Origin of the sequence: Streptomyces sp. NPDC101776 (assembly GCF_044766845.1) — a bacterium.
In the GTDB taxonomy this organism is placed as follows: domain Bacteria; phylum Actinomycetota; class Actinomycetes; order Streptomycetales; family Streptomycetaceae; genus Streptomyces.
On sequence record NZ_JBIWMV010000012.1, the window covers coordinates 169,169 to 187,900 of the forward strand.

Annotated in this window: 15 protein-coding genes and 1 riboswitch; of the genes, 5 read left to right on the top strand and 10 right to left on the bottom strand. The window is 70.6% G+C overall.

Annotated elements, in window-relative coordinates; translation table 11 throughout:
- The first annotated feature begins 83 nt into the window (after positions 1-83).
- Entirely contained in the window at positions 84-887 is an 804-nt protein-coding gene (locus ACIRRY_RS31825; protein WP_403979377.1) for a VOC family protein, read from the top strand.
- 131 nt (positions 888-1,018) lie between these two features.
- Here the strand turns inward: ACIRRY_RS31825 and ACIRRY_RS31830 are convergent, their stop codons facing one another.
- From ACIRRY_RS31830 to ACIRRY_RS31845, 4 genes are all read right to left on the bottom strand, one after another.
- The gene (locus tag ACIRRY_RS31830) at positions 1,019-1,666 is read right to left on the bottom strand and encodes a thymidine kinase (protein ID WP_403979380.1); all 648 of its coding nucleotides are present in this window, start codon (positions 1,664-1,666) and stop codon (positions 1,019-1,021) included.
- Between the two features lie 43 nt (positions 1,667-1,709).
- Positions 1,710-2,900, bottom strand: a complete 1,191-nt coding sequence (locus ACIRRY_RS31835; RefSeq protein ID WP_403979383.1) for an alkaline phosphatase family protein — start codon at positions 2,898-2,900, stop codon at positions 1,710-1,712.
- Positions 2,900-3,487 (bottom strand): DUF5998 family protein, encoded by a 588-nt coding sequence (locus ACIRRY_RS31840; RefSeq protein WP_403979386.1) that lies wholly within the window; start codon positions 3,485-3,487, stop codon positions 2,900-2,902. Before ACIRRY_RS31840 ends, ACIRRY_RS31835 begins: the two co-directional genes overlap by 1 nt.
- Before the next feature lie 98 nt (positions 3,488-3,585).
- A complete protein-coding gene (locus tag ACIRRY_RS31845; RefSeq protein ID WP_403979389.1) occupies positions 3,586-6,393 on the bottom strand; it encodes a GNAT family N-acetyltransferase in 2,808 nt (935 codons plus the stop codon).
- A gap of 189 nt (positions 6,394-6,582) precedes the next feature.
- Between ACIRRY_RS31845 and ACIRRY_RS31850 the strand changes: the two genes are divergently transcribed.
- Complete coding sequence (locus tag ACIRRY_RS31850) at positions 6,583-6,864, top strand: HPr family phosphocarrier protein (protein WP_013000229.1); 282 nt, start codon at positions 6,583-6,585, stop codon at positions 6,862-6,864.
- A 161-nt stretch (positions 6,865-7,025) separates the two neighbouring features.
- Here the strand turns inward: ACIRRY_RS31850 and ACIRRY_RS31855 are convergent, their stop codons facing one another.
- The 4 genes from ACIRRY_RS31855 to ACIRRY_RS31870 form a co-directional block, all read right to left on the bottom strand.
- Positions 7,026-7,721, bottom strand: a complete 696-nt coding sequence (locus ACIRRY_RS31855; protein ID WP_403979392.1) for a GntR family transcriptional regulator — start codon at positions 7,719-7,721, stop codon at positions 7,026-7,028.
- A 188-nt stretch (positions 7,722-7,909) separates the two neighbouring features.
- The gene (locus ACIRRY_RS31860) at positions 7,910-8,665 is read right to left on the bottom strand and encodes a M23 family metallopeptidase (protein WP_403979394.1); all 756 of its coding nucleotides are present in this window, start codon (positions 8,663-8,665) and stop codon (positions 7,910-7,912) included.
- Between the two features lie 13 nt (positions 8,666-8,678).
- A riboswitch (cyclic di-AMP (ydaO/yuaA leader) is annotated at positions 8,679-8,836 on the bottom strand.
- A gap of 201 nt (positions 8,837-9,037) precedes the next feature.
- Positions 9,038-10,426, bottom strand: a complete 1,389-nt coding sequence (locus ACIRRY_RS31865) for a M16 family metallopeptidase (protein ID WP_403979397.1) — start codon at positions 10,424-10,426, stop codon at positions 9,038-9,040.
- The gene (locus ACIRRY_RS31870) at positions 10,423-11,802 is read right to left on the bottom strand and encodes a M16 family metallopeptidase (RefSeq protein WP_403979642.1); all 1,380 of its coding nucleotides are present in this window, start codon (positions 11,800-11,802) and stop codon (positions 10,423-10,425) included. The genes ACIRRY_RS31865 and ACIRRY_RS31870 overlap by 4 nt, the downstream gene beginning before the upstream one ends.
- A 333-nt stretch (positions 11,803-12,135) precedes the next feature.
- On the opposite strand from ACIRRY_RS31870, the gene ACIRRY_RS31875 reads away from it, so the two are divergent.
- Positions 12,136-14,592 carry a DNA topoisomerase (ATP-hydrolyzing) subunit A gene (locus tag ACIRRY_RS31875; protein WP_403979400.1) on the top strand — a complete coding sequence of 819 codons (2,457 nt, stop codon included), beginning with the start codon at positions 12,136-12,138 and terminating at the stop codon, positions 14,590-14,592.
- 10 nt (positions 14,593-14,602) lie between these two features.
- Here ACIRRY_RS31875 and ACIRRY_RS31880 read toward each other — a convergent pair whose 3' ends face one another.
- Positions 14,603-15,790, bottom strand: a complete 1,188-nt coding sequence (locus ACIRRY_RS31880; RefSeq protein ID WP_403979402.1) for a CobW family GTP-binding protein — start codon at positions 15,788-15,790, stop codon at positions 14,603-14,605.
- Between the two features lie 496 nt (positions 15,791-16,286).
- On the opposite strand from ACIRRY_RS31880, the gene ACIRRY_RS31885 reads away from it, so the two are divergent.
- A complete protein-coding gene (locus tag ACIRRY_RS31885; RefSeq protein ID WP_403979405.1) occupies positions 16,287-16,793 on the top strand; it encodes a DUF6082 family protein in 507 nt (168 codons plus the stop codon).
- 285 nt (positions 16,794-17,078) lie between these two features.
- Positions 17,079-17,315 carry a hypothetical protein gene (locus tag ACIRRY_RS31890; protein WP_403979408.1) on the top strand — a complete coding sequence of 79 codons (237 nt, stop codon included), beginning with the start codon at positions 17,079-17,081 and terminating at the stop codon, positions 17,313-17,315.
- A gap of 169 nt (positions 17,316-17,484) precedes the next feature.
- Here the strand turns inward: ACIRRY_RS31890 and ACIRRY_RS31895 are convergent, their stop codons facing one another.
- Positions 17,485-18,645, bottom strand: a complete 1,161-nt coding sequence (locus ACIRRY_RS31895) for a citrate synthase/methylcitrate synthase (protein ID WP_403979410.1) — start codon at positions 18,643-18,645, stop codon at positions 17,485-17,487.
- Positions 18,646-18,732 lie beyond the last annotated feature (87 nt).

The following is an 18,732-nucleotide window of genomic DNA, read 5'->3' on the forward strand; positions in this document are numbered from 1 at the left end:
CGGGGCGTGCACGCGGCTGCGGCGCGCGGATCCGCAGAGCGGAAGCGACACGGCCACCGCGAGGGGCCGAGGAGAAGGTGACGATGACCGAGGCACGGGGGTCGGCCGGCCTGAACGGCGACACGCACACTCGGCGTACGCAGGGCTCACCCTGCTGGGTGAGTCTGATGGTGCACGGGATGGCCACGACCCAGGAGTTCTACGGAGAGCTGTTCGGTTGGGAATTCCAACCCGGTCCCCAGCAGCTCGGCCCCTACGCGCGGGCCCTGCTCGACGGGCAGGAGGTGGCGGGCATCGGCCAGCTGCCGCCGGACCGGCATCTGCCCATCGCCTGGACGCCGTATCTCGCCTCGGACGACGTGGACCAGACGGCCGAGACGGTACGGATGTGCGGCGGCACGGTCGGAGTGGGGCCCCTGGACGCGGCCGAGGCCGGCCGCCTGGCGATCGGTTCCGACCCGTCCGGGGCGGTGTTCGGCATCTGGCAGGCCTCGGCGCACCTCGGCACGATCATCACCGGGGTCCCCGGGACACCCGCCTGGAACGAACTGCTGACCTCGGAGACCGCGAGCGTCGCCAAGTTCTACGAGGCGGTGTTCGGCTACGAGGAGGTGCCGGTGGAGTCCGCCGACCTCGACTACGTCACCCTGCACCTGGACGGCCACCCGGTCGCCGGCATCCACGGCGTCGGCACGGCCCTGCCCCGCGACCGGGGCCCGCACTGGATGACGTACTTCGAGGTGGCCGACACGGACGAGGCCCTGACCCGCGTCACGGACCTCGGCGGCCACATCCTCAGGCCACCGCACGACAGCCCGCACGGGCGCGTGGCGACGGTCGCCGACCCGGAGGGCGCGATGTTCTCGGTGATCCAGGGGCCGCGCTAGCTCTTCGGGGCGATAGCGGTGTGAGGCGAGTCGCTTCCGGGGCGGGGCGGGGCGGGTCGCTTCCGATGTGAGGCGGGCGCCGCGGCTCTCCGTATCGTTGAACGATTGTCGTTGAACGATCCTACGGAGAGCTAGGCCGACGTCATCGGCAGGACGTCCGGTGACAGGGCCGCCGCGCGGGCCGTGGCCGACGTCATGCGGCGGCGGTGGTGACGGCGGCACAGGACCTCGTAGCCGACCGCCTCCGCCTGGTTGACGTCGCCCACGACGACCTGGGCGCCCTCGACGACCATCTCGCCGCCTATCGTGCGGGCGTTGTGAGTGGCACGGGCGCCGCACCAGCACAGGGCCTCGACCTGGAGGACCTCGACGCGGTCGGCGAGTTCGACCAGGCGCTGGGAGCCGGGGAAGAGCTTGGAGCGGAAGTCGGTCGTGATGCCGAAGGCGTAGACATCGAGGCCCAGGTCGTCGACCACGCGCGCGAGTTGGTCGATCTGCACCGGCGTCAGGAACTGTGCCTCGTCGGCGATGACGTAGTCCGCGCGGCCGCCCTGGGAGAGGTGGTCGACGACGTAGCCGTACAGATCCTGCTCGTCCTCGACCTCCACCGCGTCGGTGACCAGACCGAGCCGGGAAGAAAGCTTTCCCTCGCCCGCGCGGTCGTCCCGCGTGAAGATCATCCCCGCCAGGCCGCGCGCCGAGCGGTTGTGCTCGATCTGGAGCGCCAGGGTCGACTTCCCGCAGTCCATCGTTCCGGAGAAGAACACCAGCTCGGGCATGGGGAGTTGAGCACCTTTCGGCGGAGAGGAGGACGGTGGGGCTTCAGGAGCGTACTTCGAGCAGGGGGACGAGCTGCTCGGCAGGGGTCATCGAACCGTGGTTGCCGACCATCGCCGACTCCTTCGGCTCCCGCTCGGACGCGATGATCAGGACGTCGTCCCGGGCGGCGGCGATCACGTCGCCGAGGCGGTCGTACACCCGCTCGTCGATCTTCGGTCCGAACCAGCCCGCCGCGATCGCCTCGTCCCGCGAGGCGACCCAGAACTGCTCGCCGAGCACCTCGCGCCAGCAGGTCAGCACGTCGCTCTCGGCACCCCGCACCGCGTAGACATGCCGGGCGCGGCCCTCGCCGCCGAGCAGGGCGACCCCCGCGCGCAGCTCCCAGTCCGCGTCGAAGTCGATGCGGTGGTCCTCGTCGAAGGGCACGTCGATCATGCCGTGGTCGGCGGTGACGTACAGCGCGCTGCGCGGCGGCAGTTGCTCGGCGAGGCGCTGGACGAGCCGGTCGACGTACATGAGTTGGCCGCGCCAGGTGTCGGAGGCGACGCCGTGGCGGTGGCCCGCGCCGTCCAGTTCGGCGTAGTACGTGTAGACCAAGGAGCGGTCCCCGGCGGCCAGTTGCTCGGCCGCGAGGTCCATGCGCTCCTCGCCGGTCAGCCGCCCGTGGAACGTTCCCCCACTGAGCGCGACCTTCGTCAGCGGGGTGTTCTGGAAGGTGGGGGACGACACCTGGGCGGCGTGCACGCCCGCGTCCTGGGCCAGTTGGAAGATCGTGGGGTACGGCTGCCAGGACTTCGGCTCGGTCCACGGCTGCCAGCGCAGCTGGTTCATCAGCGCGCCGGTGGCCGGGTTGCGCACGGTGTAGCCGGGCAGGCCGTGCGCGCCGGGCGGCAGGCCGGTGCCGACGGAGGCGAGCGAGGTCGCGGTGGTCGCCGGGTAGCCGGCGGTGAGCGGACGTCCCGTGCCGCCGCGCGAGCTGCCCAGGAGGGCGTGCAGATAGGGCGCCTCGTCGGCGTGGTCCTTGATCTGCTCCCAGCCGAGGCCGTCGATCAGGAAGACGCAATTGCGGTCGGCCGCGGTCAGTTCCGGGATCGCCGCGGTCGTGCCGGGTACGCCCATGCCCGCGGCCAGCGTGGGCAGCAGATCGGCGAGGGAGCCGGAGCCGTACTCGGGAACGGGCGCGGACTCTACGGCGAGGGGTTCGGGGTGGTCCCAGGTGGCGTGCTGGGACATCAGCGCGTGACGTCCGCGGTCGCCTCGGAGAGCGCCTGTGCGAAGGCGAGGGTCTGCTGGACCGTCTCCGGGCCGTCCCCGGCCTCGCTGACGCGCAGGCTCAGGTCGTCCGCCGTCGAGTTGCCCGTGTAGCCGTGGTCGGCCTCGCAGTTGGGGTCACCGCAGGCGGCCGGCTCCAGGTCGATGCGGGCGACGGCGCCCCAGCCGATGGTCAGCACGACCTCGCGGGGCAGGGTGCCCGGCACGTACAACTCCGGGTTGGCGACCACGCGGCTGAGCACCACGGACGAGATCCGGCCGAGCTTCACGGACTCCGTGGACGTCGTGGCGTACGGCGTCGGGGAGGTGGTGTCGGCGGACTGCTCGTCGGTGTGGCTGACGATGAAGCGGTTGCCCGTGAGGACCAGCACCGTCACGTGCCGGCGCACCTCGTTCTGGTCGAACGTGGTCTCCTGGTGGACCAGGAACGACCGCATGGGCTCGCCGCCGACGGCGGCCTCCACCGCCTCGGCCACAAGGGCCGGGTAGTAGCCGCTGCGCTCGATCGCCGCACGCAGCCCCTGGGTCGTCGTACTGGTCTTGGCCATACGTCCATCCTACGGTGGACCACTGACTGCGAGGCACCGCTCAGGACGGTCCGATCCCACCTGTCTCAGTGGGCGGTCGGCACACGGTCGACGCCCGGTCAGTACACGGGAAGCGTCCTCGGGCCGAGGTCGTCCCGGACGGGCGGCGGGGCCACGCGCACGGAGGCGCCGAGCACGCTCAGGCCGTGCGCGGCCACGACGACCGGCTCCAGGGCCACGGCGACGACCTCGGGATGGTCGTCGACCAGCCGCGACACCCGCAGCATCAGCTCCTCCAGGGCAGGCGTGTCGACCGGCGTCGAACCGCGCCAGCCGAACAGGAGCGGCGCCGTCCGGATCGACCGGATCAGCGAGGCGGCCTCCCGGTCCGTGACCGGAATCAGCCGGTGCGCGGTGTCCCCGAGCAACTGCGAGGCGGCTCCGGCGAGTCCGAACGACAGCACGGCCCCCGCCGCCGGATCGATGACGGCCCGTACGACGGTGTCGACCCCGCGCGGCGCCATCCGCTGCACCACCGGCCGCAGCTCCTCGGGCGTCCCGAACAACTCGCCCAACTCGGCGTACGCCCGCAGCAGTTGGTCCTCGTCGGCGAGATCCAGTCGTACGCCGCCCAGGTCGGCCCGGTGTCGCAGGTGCGGGGCGGTGGCCTTCAGGGCGACCGGGTAGCCGAGGGTGCGGGCGGCCTCGGCGGCGTCTTCGGGGGTGGGGGCGGGCAGCGCGCGGTGGACGTCGACGCCGTACTTGCCGAGCAGGTCGCACGTCTCGTCGACGCCGAGCGTGAGGCCCTGCCCGCGCGCGAGGAGCCCGCCGATCAGCCCGGCGGCGCCCTTCTCGTCGATGTCCTCGTACTCGGGCACCCGGCCGGGGTCGACGGCCTCGCGCCGCCACTGCGCGTACTTCACGGCTTCGGCGAGGGCCCGGACGGCGCGCTCGGCGGCGGGGTAGGCGGGGATGAGGCCGGCCCCTTCGGGGGCCTGCGCTGCGGTGGGCGGTCGCTCCGCGGGGCGCTGGGGGTCCCCGCGCTTCGAAACAGCCTGGGGTGCCGTGCTCATCGCGGCCGACAACGCCTCGGCGAGCCCTCCGAGTTCCACATGCACCACCAGCACGGGCTTCCCGGGGACCTCCTCGGCGGCCGACCGCAACGCCTCCGCCAAGGCCGCGTCCTCCGCCGGGCCCTCTCCCACCGCCGGTATCGCCGTCACGACCACCGCGTCGCACGTCTCGTCGGCCAACGCCTCCGACAGGGCCCGGTGGAAGTCCGCCGCCGTCGCCGCCGTGGTCAGGTCCAGCGGAACGAGCGGCCGCAGCCCCTCGGAGAGGCACGCGTCGTAGGTCAGCAGCCCCAGTGACTCGGAATTGCCCAGGATCGCCACCCGTGCCCCGCCGGGCAACGGCTGGCGCGCGAGCAGCAGCCCCGTGTCGACCAGTTCGGTGATCGTCTCGACACGGATCACGCCGGCCTGGCGCAGCAGCGCGGACACGGTCGCGTGCGGCAGGCGCGTCGCGCGTACGGCGTGTCCCTGAGGGGCGGATCCCGCGCCCTGGACCACGACCAGCGGCTTCGCCGCCGCGGTGCGCCGGGCGAGGCGGGTGAACTTGCGGGGGTTGCCGATGGACTCCAGGTACATGAGGGCGACGTCGGTGTCGGGATCGTCGTACCAGTACTGAAGGACGTCGTTGCCGGACACGTCCGCGCGGTTGCCGGACGACACGAACGTGGAGACGCCGGTGACGCCGGTGACCCCGCCGCCGCGCCGGTGCAGCCGGGAGAGCAGGGCGATACCGATGGCGCCGGACTGCGCGAACAGGCCGATGCGTCCGGGGCGGGGCATCTCGGGGGCGAGGGACGCGTTCAGCCGTACGTCGGCGGCGGTGTTGATGACCCCGAAGGCGTTCGGTCCGATGATGCGCATGCCGTACGTGCGCGCGTGGCGCACGAGTTCGCGCTGGCGCTCGCGTCCCTCGGGGCCGCTCTCGGCGTATCCGGCGGTGACCACGACGAGCCCCTGCACCCCGTGCTCGCCGCACTCGGTGACGACTTCGGGGACGTGCTCGACCGGAACGGCGACGACCACGAGGTCCACGGGGCCGTCGATGTCGCGCACCGAGCGGTACGCCGGCACCCCGTCGAGGTCCTTCTGCTCCTCGGGGAGTGCCTTGTTCACGGCGTACAGGCTGCCGGTGAACCCGGCGTCCCTGATGTTGTCGAGAACGCTGCGGCCCACCCCTCCAGGGGTACGCCCCACACCGACGACGGCGACCGAGCCGGGCACCAACAGCCGTCGCACGGACCGCGCTTCGGCGCGCTGCTCCCGCGCGCGCTGCACGGCGAGGGACCGATCCGTGGGTTCGAGGTCAAACTCCAGGCGTACGACGCCGTCCTCGAAGCTGCGCTTCTGGGTGTAGCCGGCGTCCGTGAACACCTTGATCATCTTGTTGTTGGCGGGCAGCACCTCGGCGGCGAAGCGGCGGATGCCGCGCTCGCGGGCGACGGCCGCGATGTGCTCCAGGAGGGCGGAGGCGACGCCCCTCCCCTGGTGCGCGTCCTGCACCAGGAAGGCGACCTCGGCCTCGTCGGCGGGGGCGGAGGCGGCACGCCCGTCGGCACTAATGCGGTCATAGCGTACGGTGGCGATGAACTCGCCGCCGACGGTGGCCGCGAGTCCCACCCGGTCCACAAAGTCGTGGTGCGTGAAGCGGTGGACATCCTTGGCGGACAGGCGAGGATACGGCGCGAAGAAGCGGTAGTACTTCGACTCGTCGGAGACCTGCTCGTAGAAGCTGACCAGGCGCTCGGCGTCGTCGGCGGTGATGGGCCTGACGCGCGCGGTACCCCCGTCGCGCAGCACCACGTCGGCTTCCCAGTGGGCGGGGTACTCGTGCCGGTCCGACGAGGTCTGCTGCATGGGGCCCAGCGTACGGCTCGCGTCCGACATCAGCGCGAGGCAGTCTGTGGGTGAAAAGCAGCGAGGCGAAGTCGGGCCGAGGCCGCGGTCCGACGACTCGCTCCGGACGGTCCACGGGACCGGTCCGGGCTCGCTTCACGTGTGGGAAACTGGTCTAGACAACCCTGAGACTCTGAAGGGCAGCATCACATGGCTGAGCGCCGCGTCAACGTCGGCTGGGCGGAGGGCCTTCACGCCCGCCCCGCCTCCATCTTCGTCCGGGCCACCACGGCCTCGGGTATCCCCGTGACGATCGCCAAGGCCGACGGCAACCCCGTCAACGCGGCCTCCATGCTCGCGGTGCTGGGCCTGGGCGCCCAGGGCGGCGAGGAGATCGTCCTCGCGTCGGACGCCGAGGGCGCGGACGCGGCCCTCGACCGACTGGCGAAACTGGTCGCGGAGGGTCTCGAGGAACTCCCCGAGACTGTCTGAACAACCCGCAATTGATGGTTGCGGTGATTTCGCCGCAAAACCGATGTGCCGCAACCTCGAAGGGCTCGCCCGAATTACCGGGCGAGCCCTTCGCAATTCCATTTGCGGGCAGCAGAAATAATCCCCCGCGAATTATCCTCTCTTTGTATACGGCGCCCGTGTTAATGCCGCAGACCCGACATGTTTACGGGAGGTTGCGAAGTCCTCACACGGTCCGCGCCGCCCGCCCCGCCGGGAAATCGCAGCCGGTGCGCGGTGCCGGCCCGCTCGGTGTGCAGGGCGGTGATCGCCCGCGCGCGCTCGCTGTCGCCGCGCGCCACCGCGTCCACGATGGCCCCGTGCTCGGCCCAGGACTCGACGGGGTTGGCCGGTGCGTCGACCGCGTACATCCAGGCGATCTTGTGCCGCAGCTGGGTCAGCATCGAGGTCAGCGCGGGGCTCCCGGAGGCCTGTGCCAGCGTCTCGTGGAACCAGCTGCCCAGGGAGCGCAGATCCTCGCTGTTGCCCCGCCTGGCGCGCTCCTGGCCCAGCCTGACGAGGCCGCGCAGCACCTTCAGGTGGGCCTCGGTGCGCCGCTGGGCGGCCCGCGAGGCACCGAGCGGCTCCAACAGCATCCGCATCTCCAGCAGGTCGGCGGCCTCCTGCTCGGTCGGTTCCGCGACGCACGCGCCCGCGTGCCGCCGGGTCACGACGAACCCCTCGGCCTCCAGCGTGCGCAGGGCCTCCCGCACGGGGACGCGCGAGACGCCGTACCGGCGCGCGAGGAGTTCCTCGGTGAGCCTGCCGCCGCGCTCGTAGACACCGGCGACGATGTCGTCCCGGATCGCCGTGCATACCGAGTGCGCCGGAATACGCATGTCCGACCTCCGCCTTAATCCCCGTGAAACGTCGACGATTGACGTGTGTTCCGTGACTCTATTGCAATGAGCGGGAATTTCCGATGGCGGGCCGGAATCCATGGATATTTTTTGGACAGGTGGGCTCCGGAAACGCCGAAAGCCCCGGCCGGGCGGGCTGGGGCTTCAGGAAGTGCGGCGCCGTGTCGTCAGACGTTCACGCCGTGCTTGCGGAGGTAGGCGACGGGGTCGACGTCCGAGCCGTACTCGGCGGTCGTGCGGGCCTCGAAGTGGAGGTGCGGTCCGGTGACGTTGCCGGTCGCCCCGGAGAGGCCGATCTGCTGGCCCGGGGTGACCGTCTGGCCGACCGAGACACCGATGGACGACAGGTGGCCGTACATGGTGTACATGCCGTCGGCCATCTTGATCACGACCTCGTTGCCGTACGAACCTCCCCAGCCGGCCTCGACGACGGTGCCGGAGCCCACCGCGTGCACGGAGGTGCCGGTCGAGGCGTGGAAGTCGATGCCGGTGTGGGCACCGGAGGACCACAGGGAGCCGCCGGTCTTGTAGCCGGTGGACACATAGGAGCCGGCGACCGGCGCGACGAAGGTGTTGAGCCTCTTGCGCTCGGCCTCGCGGGCGGCGCGCACCTCGGCCTCGCGGGCCGCCTTGGCCTGTGCGGCGGCCTTGGCGCGGGCGGTCTCCCTGGCCTGCTGCTCGGCGGCGGCCTCCCGCTGTGCGGCGGCCTGGGCGTCGATCTTCTCGGCCACGGAGTCGTTGATGGCGACGACGGGGGTGAGGCCGGTCTGTTCGGGGGCGGGCTCCGCGGCGAACGCCGGGGCGGCGGCCAGGGTGCCTACGACGCCGGAGGTGGCGAGAGCCGCGACACTCGCGGCACGAACGGTGGTGCGGTGGGTCCGGCTCGGGCGACGGTGCTTCCCGGTGGCGCGGGTGAACGCCATGAAGTGGCTGGTCCTTTCCTTCCTTCTCGCCTACCGGGTTAGCTGACGGGTTCGGAGCAGGAAGGTCTCCTACGGACTCCCTCGCGGTGCGCGGGCGTCCGATTCACCCCAGGGACGTGGGTCCCCGGCTCCCCTGGCTCGCGCCGTACGGGGACTCGGCGATGACTGTCCGGTGCCACGAGTGCGGCGCGGTGCCTGACGGACAGCCGGGTTGACGCTAAAGGGGGCCACTTTCAATCCCCAAACGGATCACGGTTTTTGTTGCACATGCCACAGGGCAGACAGGCAACCTCTCCCCCAATTCGGACAATAGGGAGCCCTGGTGACGCTTCAGTCACCAGGGCTCCCCACGCGCGTGTGCAGCTACCGCGTCTACTCCGCCGGAACGACGGTCACTTCGCCGATACCGAGGGCCTCCACGGGCTCCTTGATCTGCTCCGCGTCGCCTACGAGGATCGTCACCAGACGGTCCACCGGGAAGGCGTTCACGACCGCCGCGGTGGCCTCCACGGTGCCGGTCGCGGCGAGTTGCTGGTAGAGCGTCGCCTGGTAGTCGTCAGGCAGGTGCTGCTCGACCTGGTCGGCCAGCGTGCTCGCGACGGCCGCGGCGGTCTCGTACTTGAGCGGCGCCACCCCGACGAGGTTCTGTACGGCGATGTCCCGCTCGGCGTCCGTGAGTCCGCCCTCGGCGAGCTTGCGGAGCACCGTCCACAGGTCGTCGAGCGCGGGACCGGTGTTCGGGGTGTCCACGGAGCCGCTGATGGCGAGCATCGACGCGCCCGTGCCGTCCGGTGCCGAACGCAGCACCTGGCCGAACGCCCGCACACCGTAGGTGTAGCCCTTCTCCTCGCGCAGGACACGGTCCAGGCGGGAGGTGAGGGTGCCGCCCAGGCAGTACGTGCCGAGCACCTGCGCGGGCCACACGCGGTCGTGCCGGTCGGATCCGACGCGGCCGATGAGCAGCTGCGTCTGGACGGCGCCGGGACGGTGCACGATCACGACCCGCCCGGTGTCGTCGGCGGTCACCGGCGGCACGGGGCGTGGCTGCGCGGTGGAGCCCGTCCACGAGCCCAGGGTGTCCGCGAGCAGCGCGTCCAGGTCGATGCCGGTGAGGTCGCCGACGACCACTGCGGTGGCCGTGGCGGGGCGGACGTGCCGTTCGTAGAAGGCGCGTACGGCTCCGGAGTCGATCTTCTGGACGGTCTCCTCGGTGCCCTGGCGCGGGCGCGACATGCGCGAGGTCGCCGGGAACAGCTCCTTGGAGAGCTGCTTGGCCGCGCGGCGGGACGGGTTGGCCGTCTCGTGCGGGATCTCGTCGAGGCGGTTGCGGACCAGCCGCTCGACCTCGCTGTCCGCGAAGGCGGGCGCCCTGAGGGCGTCGGACAGCAGACCGAGCCCCTTGGCCAGGCGCGAGGCCGGGACCTCCAGGCTCAGGCGCAGCCCGGGGTGGTCGGCGTGCGCGTCGAGGGTGGCGCCGGAGCGCTCCAGCTCCGCGGCGAACTCCTCGGCGGAGTGCTTGTCGGTGCCCTCGGAGAAGGCACGCGCGGTGATCGTGGCGACACCGTCCAGGCCGGCAGGCTCAGCGTCCAGGGGCGCGTCCAGGAGCACCTCTACGGCGACGACCTGCTGGCCGGGGCGGTGGCAGCGCAGCACGGTCAGGCCGTTGCCGAGCGTCCCGCGCTCGGGCGCCGGGAAGGCCCAGGGCCTGGCCTCGCCGGCCTGGGGCTGCGGGTGGAACTCCATCGTGGCGAGCTCGGTCACTTGGCCGCCTCCTCGTTCTCGTCGGTGGCCTCGGCCGCTGCTTCGTCGGCGGCGGCTGCGTCGTCGTCATCGTCTTCGTCCGCGATCGGCTCGTAGACGAGCACCGCGCGGTTGTCGGGGCGCAGACGGGCCTTGGCGGCCTCCTGGACCTCCTCCGCCGTCACGTCGAGGACGCGCTGCACGGCGGTCAGGGCGAGCTGCGGGTCGCCGAACAGGACGGCGTACCGGCACAGTTCGTCCGCACGGCCCGCGACCGTGCCCAGCCGGTCCAGCCACTCGCGCTCCAACTGGGCCTGGGCGCGCTCCATTTCCTCGGCCGTGGGGCCCTCCGCGGCGAACCGGGCGAGCTCCTCGTCGATGGCCGCCTCGATGACCGGCACCTCGACGTCACCGGACGTCTTGACGTCCAGCCACCCCAGGGAGGGCGCTCCGGCCAGCCGCAGCAGACCGAAGCCGGCCGCCACGGCCGTACGGTCGCGTCGTACCAGGCGGTTGTAGAGGAGCGAGGACTCGCCGCCGCCCAGGATGGTGAGAGCGAGGTCGGCCGCGTCGGACGCGCGCGTGCCGTCCTCCGGGAGCCGGTAGGCGCACATCAGGGCGCGGGCCGGGACCTCCTCGACGACGACCTCGCGCAGTTCGCCGCCCATCGTGTCGGGCAGTGAGCCGTCACGGGGAGCGGGCTTGCCGTCGTGCGCCGCGATGGACCCGAAGTACTTCTCGATCCAGGCGAGCGTCTGCTCGGGGTCGATGTCGCCGACCACGGACAGGACCGCGTTGTTGGGCGCGTAGTAGGTGCGGAAGAACGCGCGCGCGTCCTCCAGCGTGGCCGCGTCCAGGTCCGCCATCGAGCCGATGGGCGTGTGGTGGTACGGGTGCCCCTCTGGGTAGGCGAGGGCGGTCAGCTTCTCGAACGCGGTCCCGTAGGGCACGTTGTCGTAGCGCTGGCGGCGTTCGTTCTTGACGACGTCCCGCTGGTTCTCCATGGACTCTTCGTCAAGGGCGGCCAACAGGGAGCCCATGCGGTCGGCCTCCAGCCAGAGGGCGAGCTCCAACTGGTGGGTGGGCATGGTCTCGAAGTAGTTCGTGCGCTCGAAGCTGGTGGTGCCGTTGAGCGAACCGCCCGCGCCCTGCACCAGCTCGAAGTGGCCGTTGCCCTTCACCTGTCCGGAGCCCTGGAACATCAGGTGCTCGAAGAGGTGAGCCAGGCCGGTACGCCCCTTGACCTCGTGGCGGGAACCGACGTCGTACCAGAGGCACACCGCCGCGACCGGGGTCAGGTGGTCCTCGGAGAGCACCACGCGCAGACCGTTGGCCAAGCGGTGTTCGGTCGCTGTCAGACCGCCGGACCCTGCCTCGGCGGTGGCCGTGTGACCCATGGGCATGTACGTCCCTTCGATCGCGGATTCTCTGGCTGGAACCGCAGAAATCCTGCTCGTCCCGCCACTGTATGCAAGCGTGCGGACCGTCGGCGAAGTTCCCGGCGGACGTACGCCGAGAGCGAGATCGCGTAGCCTGCGGGCAGTCGCACACGTGGACCCACGCGGCAGCCGTCGGTGACGGAGCCGAGCGGCCAACGCCGGGTCCTGGTCCGCGTTGTCAGTGCCGCGGTCCACAATGGTTCACGTCAAGACCCCGTTCACGCTTCAGCAAGAGTGAGCCGAAGGGGAGCGACCCCCAGGCGAGCGACCAGAAAAGAGGAGCCGGCAGCGATGGCCCGCCGCAGCACGAAGACCCCGCCGCCCGACGACTCGTTCGAGGAGCGGATCCTCGACATCGACGTCGTCGACGAGATGCAGGGCTCCTACCTTGAGTACGCGTACTCGGTCATCTACTCCCGAGCCCTGCCGGACGCCCGGGACGGCCTGAAGCCGGTCCACCGACGGATCGTCTACCAGATGGACGAGATGGGCCTGCGCCCCGACCGCGGCTTTGTGAAGTGCGCGCGTGTCGTCGGCGAGGTCATGGGCAAGCTGCACCCGCACGGCGACGCGTCGATCTACGACGCCCTGGTGCGCATGGCCCAGCCCTTCTCCATGCGCGTCCCCCTGGCCGACGGCCACGGCAACTTCGGCTCGCTGGGCAACGACGACCCGCCTGCCGCGATGCGGTACACCGAGTGCCGGCCGTCCGAGGCCGCCAACCTGATGACCGAGTCGATCGACGAGGACACGGTCGACTTCACCCCGAACTACGACGGCCAGGAGCGGGAGCCGGTGGCCCTGCCCGCCGCCTTCCCGAACCTCCTGGTGAACGGCTCGTCGGGCATCGCCGTCGGCATGGCCACCAACATGCCGCCGCACAACCTGGGCGAAGTCATCGCGGCGGCCCGCCACTTGATCCGCTTTCCGAACGCGGACCTGGACACCCTGATGCGCCACGTCCCCGGCCCCGACCTGCCCACGGGCGGCCGGATCGTCGGCCTCACGGGCATTCGGGACGCGTACGAGACGGGCCGCGGCACGTTCAAGATCCGCTCCACGGTGACGGTGGACGACGTCACACCGCGCCGCAAGGGCCTGGTCGTCACCGAACTGCCCTTCACAGTCGGCCCGGAGAAGGTGATCGCCAAGATCAAGGACCTGGTCGGCGCGAAGAAGCTCCAGGGCATCGCCGACGTCAAGGACCTCACCGACCGCGCGCACGGCCTGCGCCTGGTCATCGAGATCAAGAACGGCTTCGTGCCCGAAGCGGTCCTGGAGCAGCTCTACAAGTTGACGCCGATGGAGGAGTCCTTCGGCATCAACAACGTCGCCCTGGTGGACGGCCAGCCCCTCACGCTCGGCCTCAAGGAGCTCCTGGAGGTCTATCTCGACCACCGCTTCGACGTCGTACGGCGGCGCAGCGAGTTCCGCCGCACCAAGCGGCGCGACCGCCTCCACCTGGTGGAGGGTCTGCTCACCGCGCTCGTCGACATCGACGAGGTCATCCGCATCATCCGCTCCAGCGACAACTCCGCGCAGGCGAAGCAGAGTCTGATGGAGCGCTTCTCCCTGTCGGACATCCAGACGCAGTACATCCTGGACACGCCGCTGCGCCGGCTCACCCGGTTCGACCGGATCGAGCTGGAGTCGGAGATGGAGCGACTCCGCGCGGAGATCGCGGAGTTGACCCGCATCCTGGAGTCGGACACCGAACTGCGCAAGCTGGTCTCGACCGAACTGGCCGCGGTGGCCAAGAAGTTCGGCACCGACCGGCGCACGGTCCTGCTGGAGTCGGCGGGCGCGCCCGCCGCCACCGTGCCGCTCCAGGTGGCCGACGACCCGTGCCGGGTGCTGCTCTCCTCGACGGGTCTGCTGGCCCGTACGGCGAACGGCGAGCCCTTCCCGGAGGACGCGGAGGCCCGGCGCGTCAAGCACGACGTGATCGTCTCGGCGGTCCCGGCGACGGCGCGCGGCGAACTGGGCGCGGTCACCTCGGCCGGCCGGCTGCTGCGGATCAACGTCGTGGACCTGCCCCAGCTCCCGGAGACGGCGGCCGCACCGAACCTCTCCGGCGGCGCGGCGGTCACGGAGTTCGTCTCCCTGGACGAGGGCGAGACGGTCATCTGTCTTACGACCCTCGACGAGTCCTCCCCCGGCCTGGCGATCGGCACGGAACAGGGCGTCGTGAAGCGCGTGGTCCCCGACTACCCCACGAACAAGGAGGAGTTGGAGGTCATCACGCTCAAGGACGGCGACCGGATCGTCGGCGCGATCGAGCTGCGCACCGGCGAGGAGGACCTGGTCTTCATCACGGACGACGCCCAACTCCTGCGCTACCAGGCCGCCCAGGTCCGCCCCCAGGGCCGCCCGGCCGGCGGCATGGCGGGCATCAAACTCACCGAGGGCGCGAAGGTCATCTCCTTCACCGCCGTCGACCCCGCCGCGGACGCCGTGGTGTTCACGATCGCGGGCTCTCGCGGCACCCTGGACGACTCGGTCCAGACGACGGCCAAGCTGACCCCGTTCGACCAGTACCCCCGCAAGGGCCGCGCCACCGGCGGCGTCCGCTGTCAGCGCTTCCTGAGGGGCGAGGACTGCCTCTCCCTGGCCTGGGCGGGCCCCGTACCGGCGAAGGCCGCACAGCGGGACGGCACACCGGCGGAACTCCCGGAGACGGACCCGCGCCGCGACGGCTCGGGCGTGTCGCTGGCGAAGACGGTGTCGGTGGTGGCGGGCCCGGTGTAGCCCACGCCTCTCAGCCCTCCGGCTCCGGGTCCAACTCCCCCTCCTGGTCCGGCTCTTGTACGTAACGCAGGACGCCCCACATGCCATGCTCGTCGGCGTGTGGGGCGTCGTCGTCCTTGCACGCCTCCAACTCCTTGCCGAGGGCGGGCAGATCGAGGCCGGTGCCAATGAGCACGAGCTGGGTCAGTCGCGAGTCGCCGTCGGCCCAGGCCTCGGGATAGAAGCGCAGGAAGCGTCCTACGGCGTGCACGGCGTACCGGTTATGGGGATCGTGGGCGCCGAAGTCGACGTACCCCTTGATGCGGTAGAGCCCCTCGGGCCTGCTGTCCAGGAACGTCATCAGCCGCCGCGGGTCCATGGGCGTGTCGTCGGAGGCGAAGGAGAGGCTGTCGTAGGCGGTGTGCAAGTGGTCGGCGTGCGCGGCGTGTTCGCCCTCCTCCGCACCGGCGTGGTCGTGCAGGTCGTCGAAGGTCAACTGCCCGACGCGCTCCTCGCTCGGCCGGCAGTCGAAGAGGAACTCCGGGTCGATACGGCCGTAGGTGGCGGGTACGACGGCGGCACGGTCGGTGAGCGAGCGGACGAGCCCGAGGACGCGCGGGGCGTCGACCGCCCGGTCGAGCTTGTTGACGACGACGAGGTCGGCGAGGGAGAGATGCCGGTCGATCTCGGGGTGCTTCACGCGCGTGGCGTCGAACTCGGCGGCGTCCACGACCTCGACGAGTCCGCCGTAGACGATCCCCGGATGCTCGCTGGCGAGCAGCATGCGCACCAGTTCCTCCGGTTCGGCGAGCCCGCTGGCCTCGATGACGATGACGTCGATACCGGCGGCGGGCCGGGCGAGGCGCTCCAGGTAGACGTCGAGTTCACTGGCGTCGACGGCGCAGCACAAGCACCCGTTGCCGAGCGAGACGGTCGAGTCGCCGAGCGCACCGGCCACGGCCAGCGCGTCGATCTCGATCGCCCCGAAGTCATTGACGACGGCTCCGATACGGCTGCCTCCGCTGCGGTGCAGGAGGTGGTTGAGCAGGGTCGTCTTGCCGGAGCCGAGGAATCCGGCGAGGACGAGGACGGGGATCTGCGGGGGGATCGGGAGCGGGTTCGGATCCGAGGTCGGAATCGAGGCGGGAGCGGGGGTTGTCGGGGCCGGAGCGGGAGCGGACACCGGGGCCTGGGCCTGGGCCTGGGCAGGAGCGGACATCGGGGCCGGGGCCCGATCGCGGGTCGGAACCGGTGTCGTAGGCAGGTCCGGAGCCGAGGCCGTGGGCAAGCTCGGAACCGAGCTCGCGGGCCGGCCCGGATCCGGATCCGTGCTCGGAACCGACGCCGGATCGATGCTCGGGCTCGGGCCTGTGCTCGGGCTCTGCTGGCTCAACGTGCGACCTCTTTCACGCCGACGCGTGCACCGGCTCGTGGTCCGGCACCCGTACGGAGGTTGAATGCGGCCCCAGGATACGAGCCGGAAGAATCGCCGCGAAGTGAACGATTGTTAGCAGCACTTGCGGGGCAGACGTTGGGGAAGGCGCCGGTTCGTGCGACCCTCGCTTCCCTCCGTGCGCCTCCTCTCCGCCTCCCTGCCGATCAGAGCCGCTCGGCACTCTGGGAGACGGCAAGCGCCGCCCATCGCTCGCCGGTCCCCATCAGTCGACCCGCACCCCGACGACCGGCGGACGGCCGCCTGATTCGGGGGTATTGACATGGCCACACAGAACGTGGGGATACGGGGGCTCAGCTCAGCCGTCAAGGCAGGGATCGTGGCCATGGCCGCACCTTTCGGCAGGTCCGTCTCGCGCCATCGACGCAAAGCCGCTCTCGCCGAGCAACACCGTCTCCACTTCGCCCTGCTGTGCAAGGCCATGGACGACCCGGCACTGGCCAAGGTCCTCGACACCTACGAGACCTCGGTGCCGCCCGAGAAGCAGCGCCAGTACCTCTTCGCGAACGCGCTCTACGCGAACGCCTTGTACTACCACCGGATCGGCGCCATGACGCTGCCGGAACTTCACGGCCATTTCCGGGTCATGTGCCAGAACCAGGTCTTCCGCGAGTACTGGGCAGCGACCAAGCACCACAGGAAGAGCCTGCCCGACTCCTCCGAGGAGGCCGGGCTCGGCCGCGTCATGGATGATCTGATCCAGGAACTCGACGAGTCGGACACCGATGAATGGTGGGTCGTCGGGGAGCCGCCGGGCGACTCGCCCTGACCCCAGGCGGGCACCGGCGCCCCGGAACGCGATTCGTCAAGCGAAGTCGGCGGAGTTCACCTCATCGGTTGCTCTTAAGTGACCCACCGCGAGCCACAGAGTAGATATCTTGTCCCCTGGCCCTCTCCGGGCACTCCGACGAACACCCTTCACGCTCGGAGACGTACGGCTCCGGCGTCACACCTGCCTGGGGCGCCGCCACGCTCGGAGGTCTTCCGTCCCTCCGAGCCACAAGGAGCCACACTCGGAGACGTCAATCACTCCGAGTAAGGCTGGTAAGTCTCAGTGAGAATTGTTCGACGTGTCGGGGCCTCGCCTCGCGAGCGAGGCAGCGCCACAGGCCAGACTTGCCCCGACATCTTCGAACTCAGCGACGGCGACTTCGCCGTCATTGGGCGCGAAGCGACCGCGGAGCTCGACCCCGAGCTCCCTCCAGATGCCGCACGTGCCGACTACGAACGCATCGTCGTCATCAGTCGCGCGACCTTGGTACGCGCGAAACTGGACATCCCCGACGCCTGACGCCTCCCCCTACGAAGGCGTACTTCTCCCTTACATACACAGCCAACCCGTACACAGAGAACCCGGCACCCCTTGGTGCCGGGCCTCCGACAACACCGGCCGCAGGCTCGCGTGTTCGCGCCGGGGACGACGAACCGGCCCACCGCGTCGCCCGGCCGGTTCCACGACGTCAGCTCTCGGTCGGCACCCGCACCGGCGCCCCCACATACCGAGCCACCGGCCTAATGATCTTCGAGTCCTCCGCCTGCTCCACCACGTTCGCGCTCCACCCCACCACCCGCGCCGCCGCGAACGTAGGAGTGAACATCTCCCGCGGCAGCCCGCAGAGTTCCATGACCAGCCCCGCGTAGAACTCGACGTTCGTGTGGAGTTCGCGGCCCGGTTTGAGCTCGGCGAGGATCGTCTCGACCTGGCGCTCGACCTCGACGGCGAACTCGACCCGCGAGCCGCCGAACTGCTGGGCGACCTCGCGCAGCATCCGCGAGCGGGGGTCCTCCGTGCGGTAGATCGCGTGACCGAAGCCCATGATGCGGTCACCAGCGAGGACACGCGCACGAATCCAGGGATCGATACGCTCCGGGGTGCCGATCGCGTCCAGGGTGTCCAGGGCGCGGCTGGGCGCACCCCCGTGCAGCGGGCCCGAGAGCGCCCCCACGGCCCCGACCAGGCAGGCCGCCACGTCCGCGCCCGTCGACGCGATGACCCGCGCGGTGAAGGTTGACGCATTGAATCCGTGGTCAATGGTTGAGATCAAGTATTGCTCGATCGCCCTGGCCTGCTGCTTGTCCGGCTCCGAACCCGTCAGCATGTAGAGGTAGTTGGCCGCGTAGGAGAGGTCTTCGCGCGGCTCGACAGGATCGAGCCCCTGCCCCAGCCGGTACAGCGCGGTGAGCAGCGTCGGTACGGCGGCGGACGCCACGACGGTGTCCTGGCGACGCGTGTCCGCGTCGATGTCGTACACCGGCCGGAAGCCCTTCGCCGCGCCGAGCAGCGACAGTGCCGTACGCATCCCGGACAGCGGTCCGGACGTACCGCTCGCCGCCGCCACGGCGGGCAGCGCGGCCCGCACCTCGTCGGGCAGCCGACGCAGCGCGGCGGTCTCGGCGGCGAAGGCGGCGCTCCGGTCGGCGTCCGGCAGTTCGCCGTGGGCAAGGAGATGCCAGACGTCCTCGAAGCCGCGGGTCCGCGCGAGTTCGACGGCGGAGTACTGGCGATAGTGGTAGAAGCCCTCGACCCCTCGGACGTCACCGATTCGGGTGTCGGTGACGACGACGCCCGCGAGTCCTCGCGGAACCTCGATACGCGTGGCCACGGCCCTGTTGACGGACATGTTTCCTCCCTGGACTTGATTCGACTGTCCATGCTTGACTCAATCTCTGTCAACATTGATTGAATCAATATGACCCAGGGATAGATA

Coding starts and splice junctions, on each gene's coding strand:
- ACIRRY_RS31825 (WP_403979377.1), top strand. CDS start 84: ATGACCGAGGCACGGGGGTCGGCCGGCCTGAACGGCGACACGCACACT.
- ACIRRY_RS31830 (WP_403979380.1), bottom strand. CDS start 1,666: ATGCCCGAGCTGGTGTTCTTCTCCGGAACGATGGACTGCGGGAAGTCG.
- ACIRRY_RS31835 (WP_403979383.1), bottom strand. CDS start 2,900: ATGTCCCAGCACGCCACCTGGGACCACCCCGAACCCCTCGCCGTAGAG.
- ACIRRY_RS31840 (WP_403979386.1), bottom strand. CDS start 3,487: ATGGCCAAGACCAGTACGACGACCCAGGGGCTGCGTGCGGCGATCGAG.
- ACIRRY_RS31845 (WP_403979389.1), bottom strand. CDS start 6,393: ATGCAGCAGACCTCGTCGGACCGGCACGAGTACCCCGCCCACTGGGAA.
- ACIRRY_RS31850 (WP_013000229.1), top strand. CDS start 6,583: ATGGCTGAGCGCCGCGTCAACGTCGGCTGGGCGGAGGGCCTTCACGCC.
- ACIRRY_RS31855 (WP_403979392.1), bottom strand. CDS start 7,721: ATGCGTATTCCGGCGCACTCGGTATGCACGGCGATCCGGGACGACATC.
- ACIRRY_RS31860 (WP_403979394.1), bottom strand. CDS start 8,665: ATGGCGTTCACCCGCGCCACCGGGAAGCACCGTCGCCCGAGCCGGACC.
- ACIRRY_RS31870 (WP_403979642.1), bottom strand. CDS start 11,802: ATGGGTCACACGGCCACCGCCGAGGCAGGGTCCGGCGGTCTGACAGCG.
- ACIRRY_RS31875 (WP_403979400.1), top strand. CDS start 12,136: ATGGCCCGCCGCAGCACGAAGACCCCGCCGCCCGACGACTCGTTCGAG.
- ACIRRY_RS31880 (WP_403979402.1), bottom strand. CDS start 15,790: ATGTCCGCTCCTGCCCAGGCCCAGGCCCAGGCCCCGGTGTCCGCTCCC.
- ACIRRY_RS31885 (WP_403979405.1), top strand. CDS start 16,287: ATGGCCACACAGAACGTGGGGATACGGGGGCTCAGCTCAGCCGTCAAG.
- ACIRRY_RS31895 (WP_403979410.1), bottom strand. CDS start 18,645: ATGTCCGTCAACAGGGCCGTGGCCACGCGTATCGAGGTTCCGCGAGGA.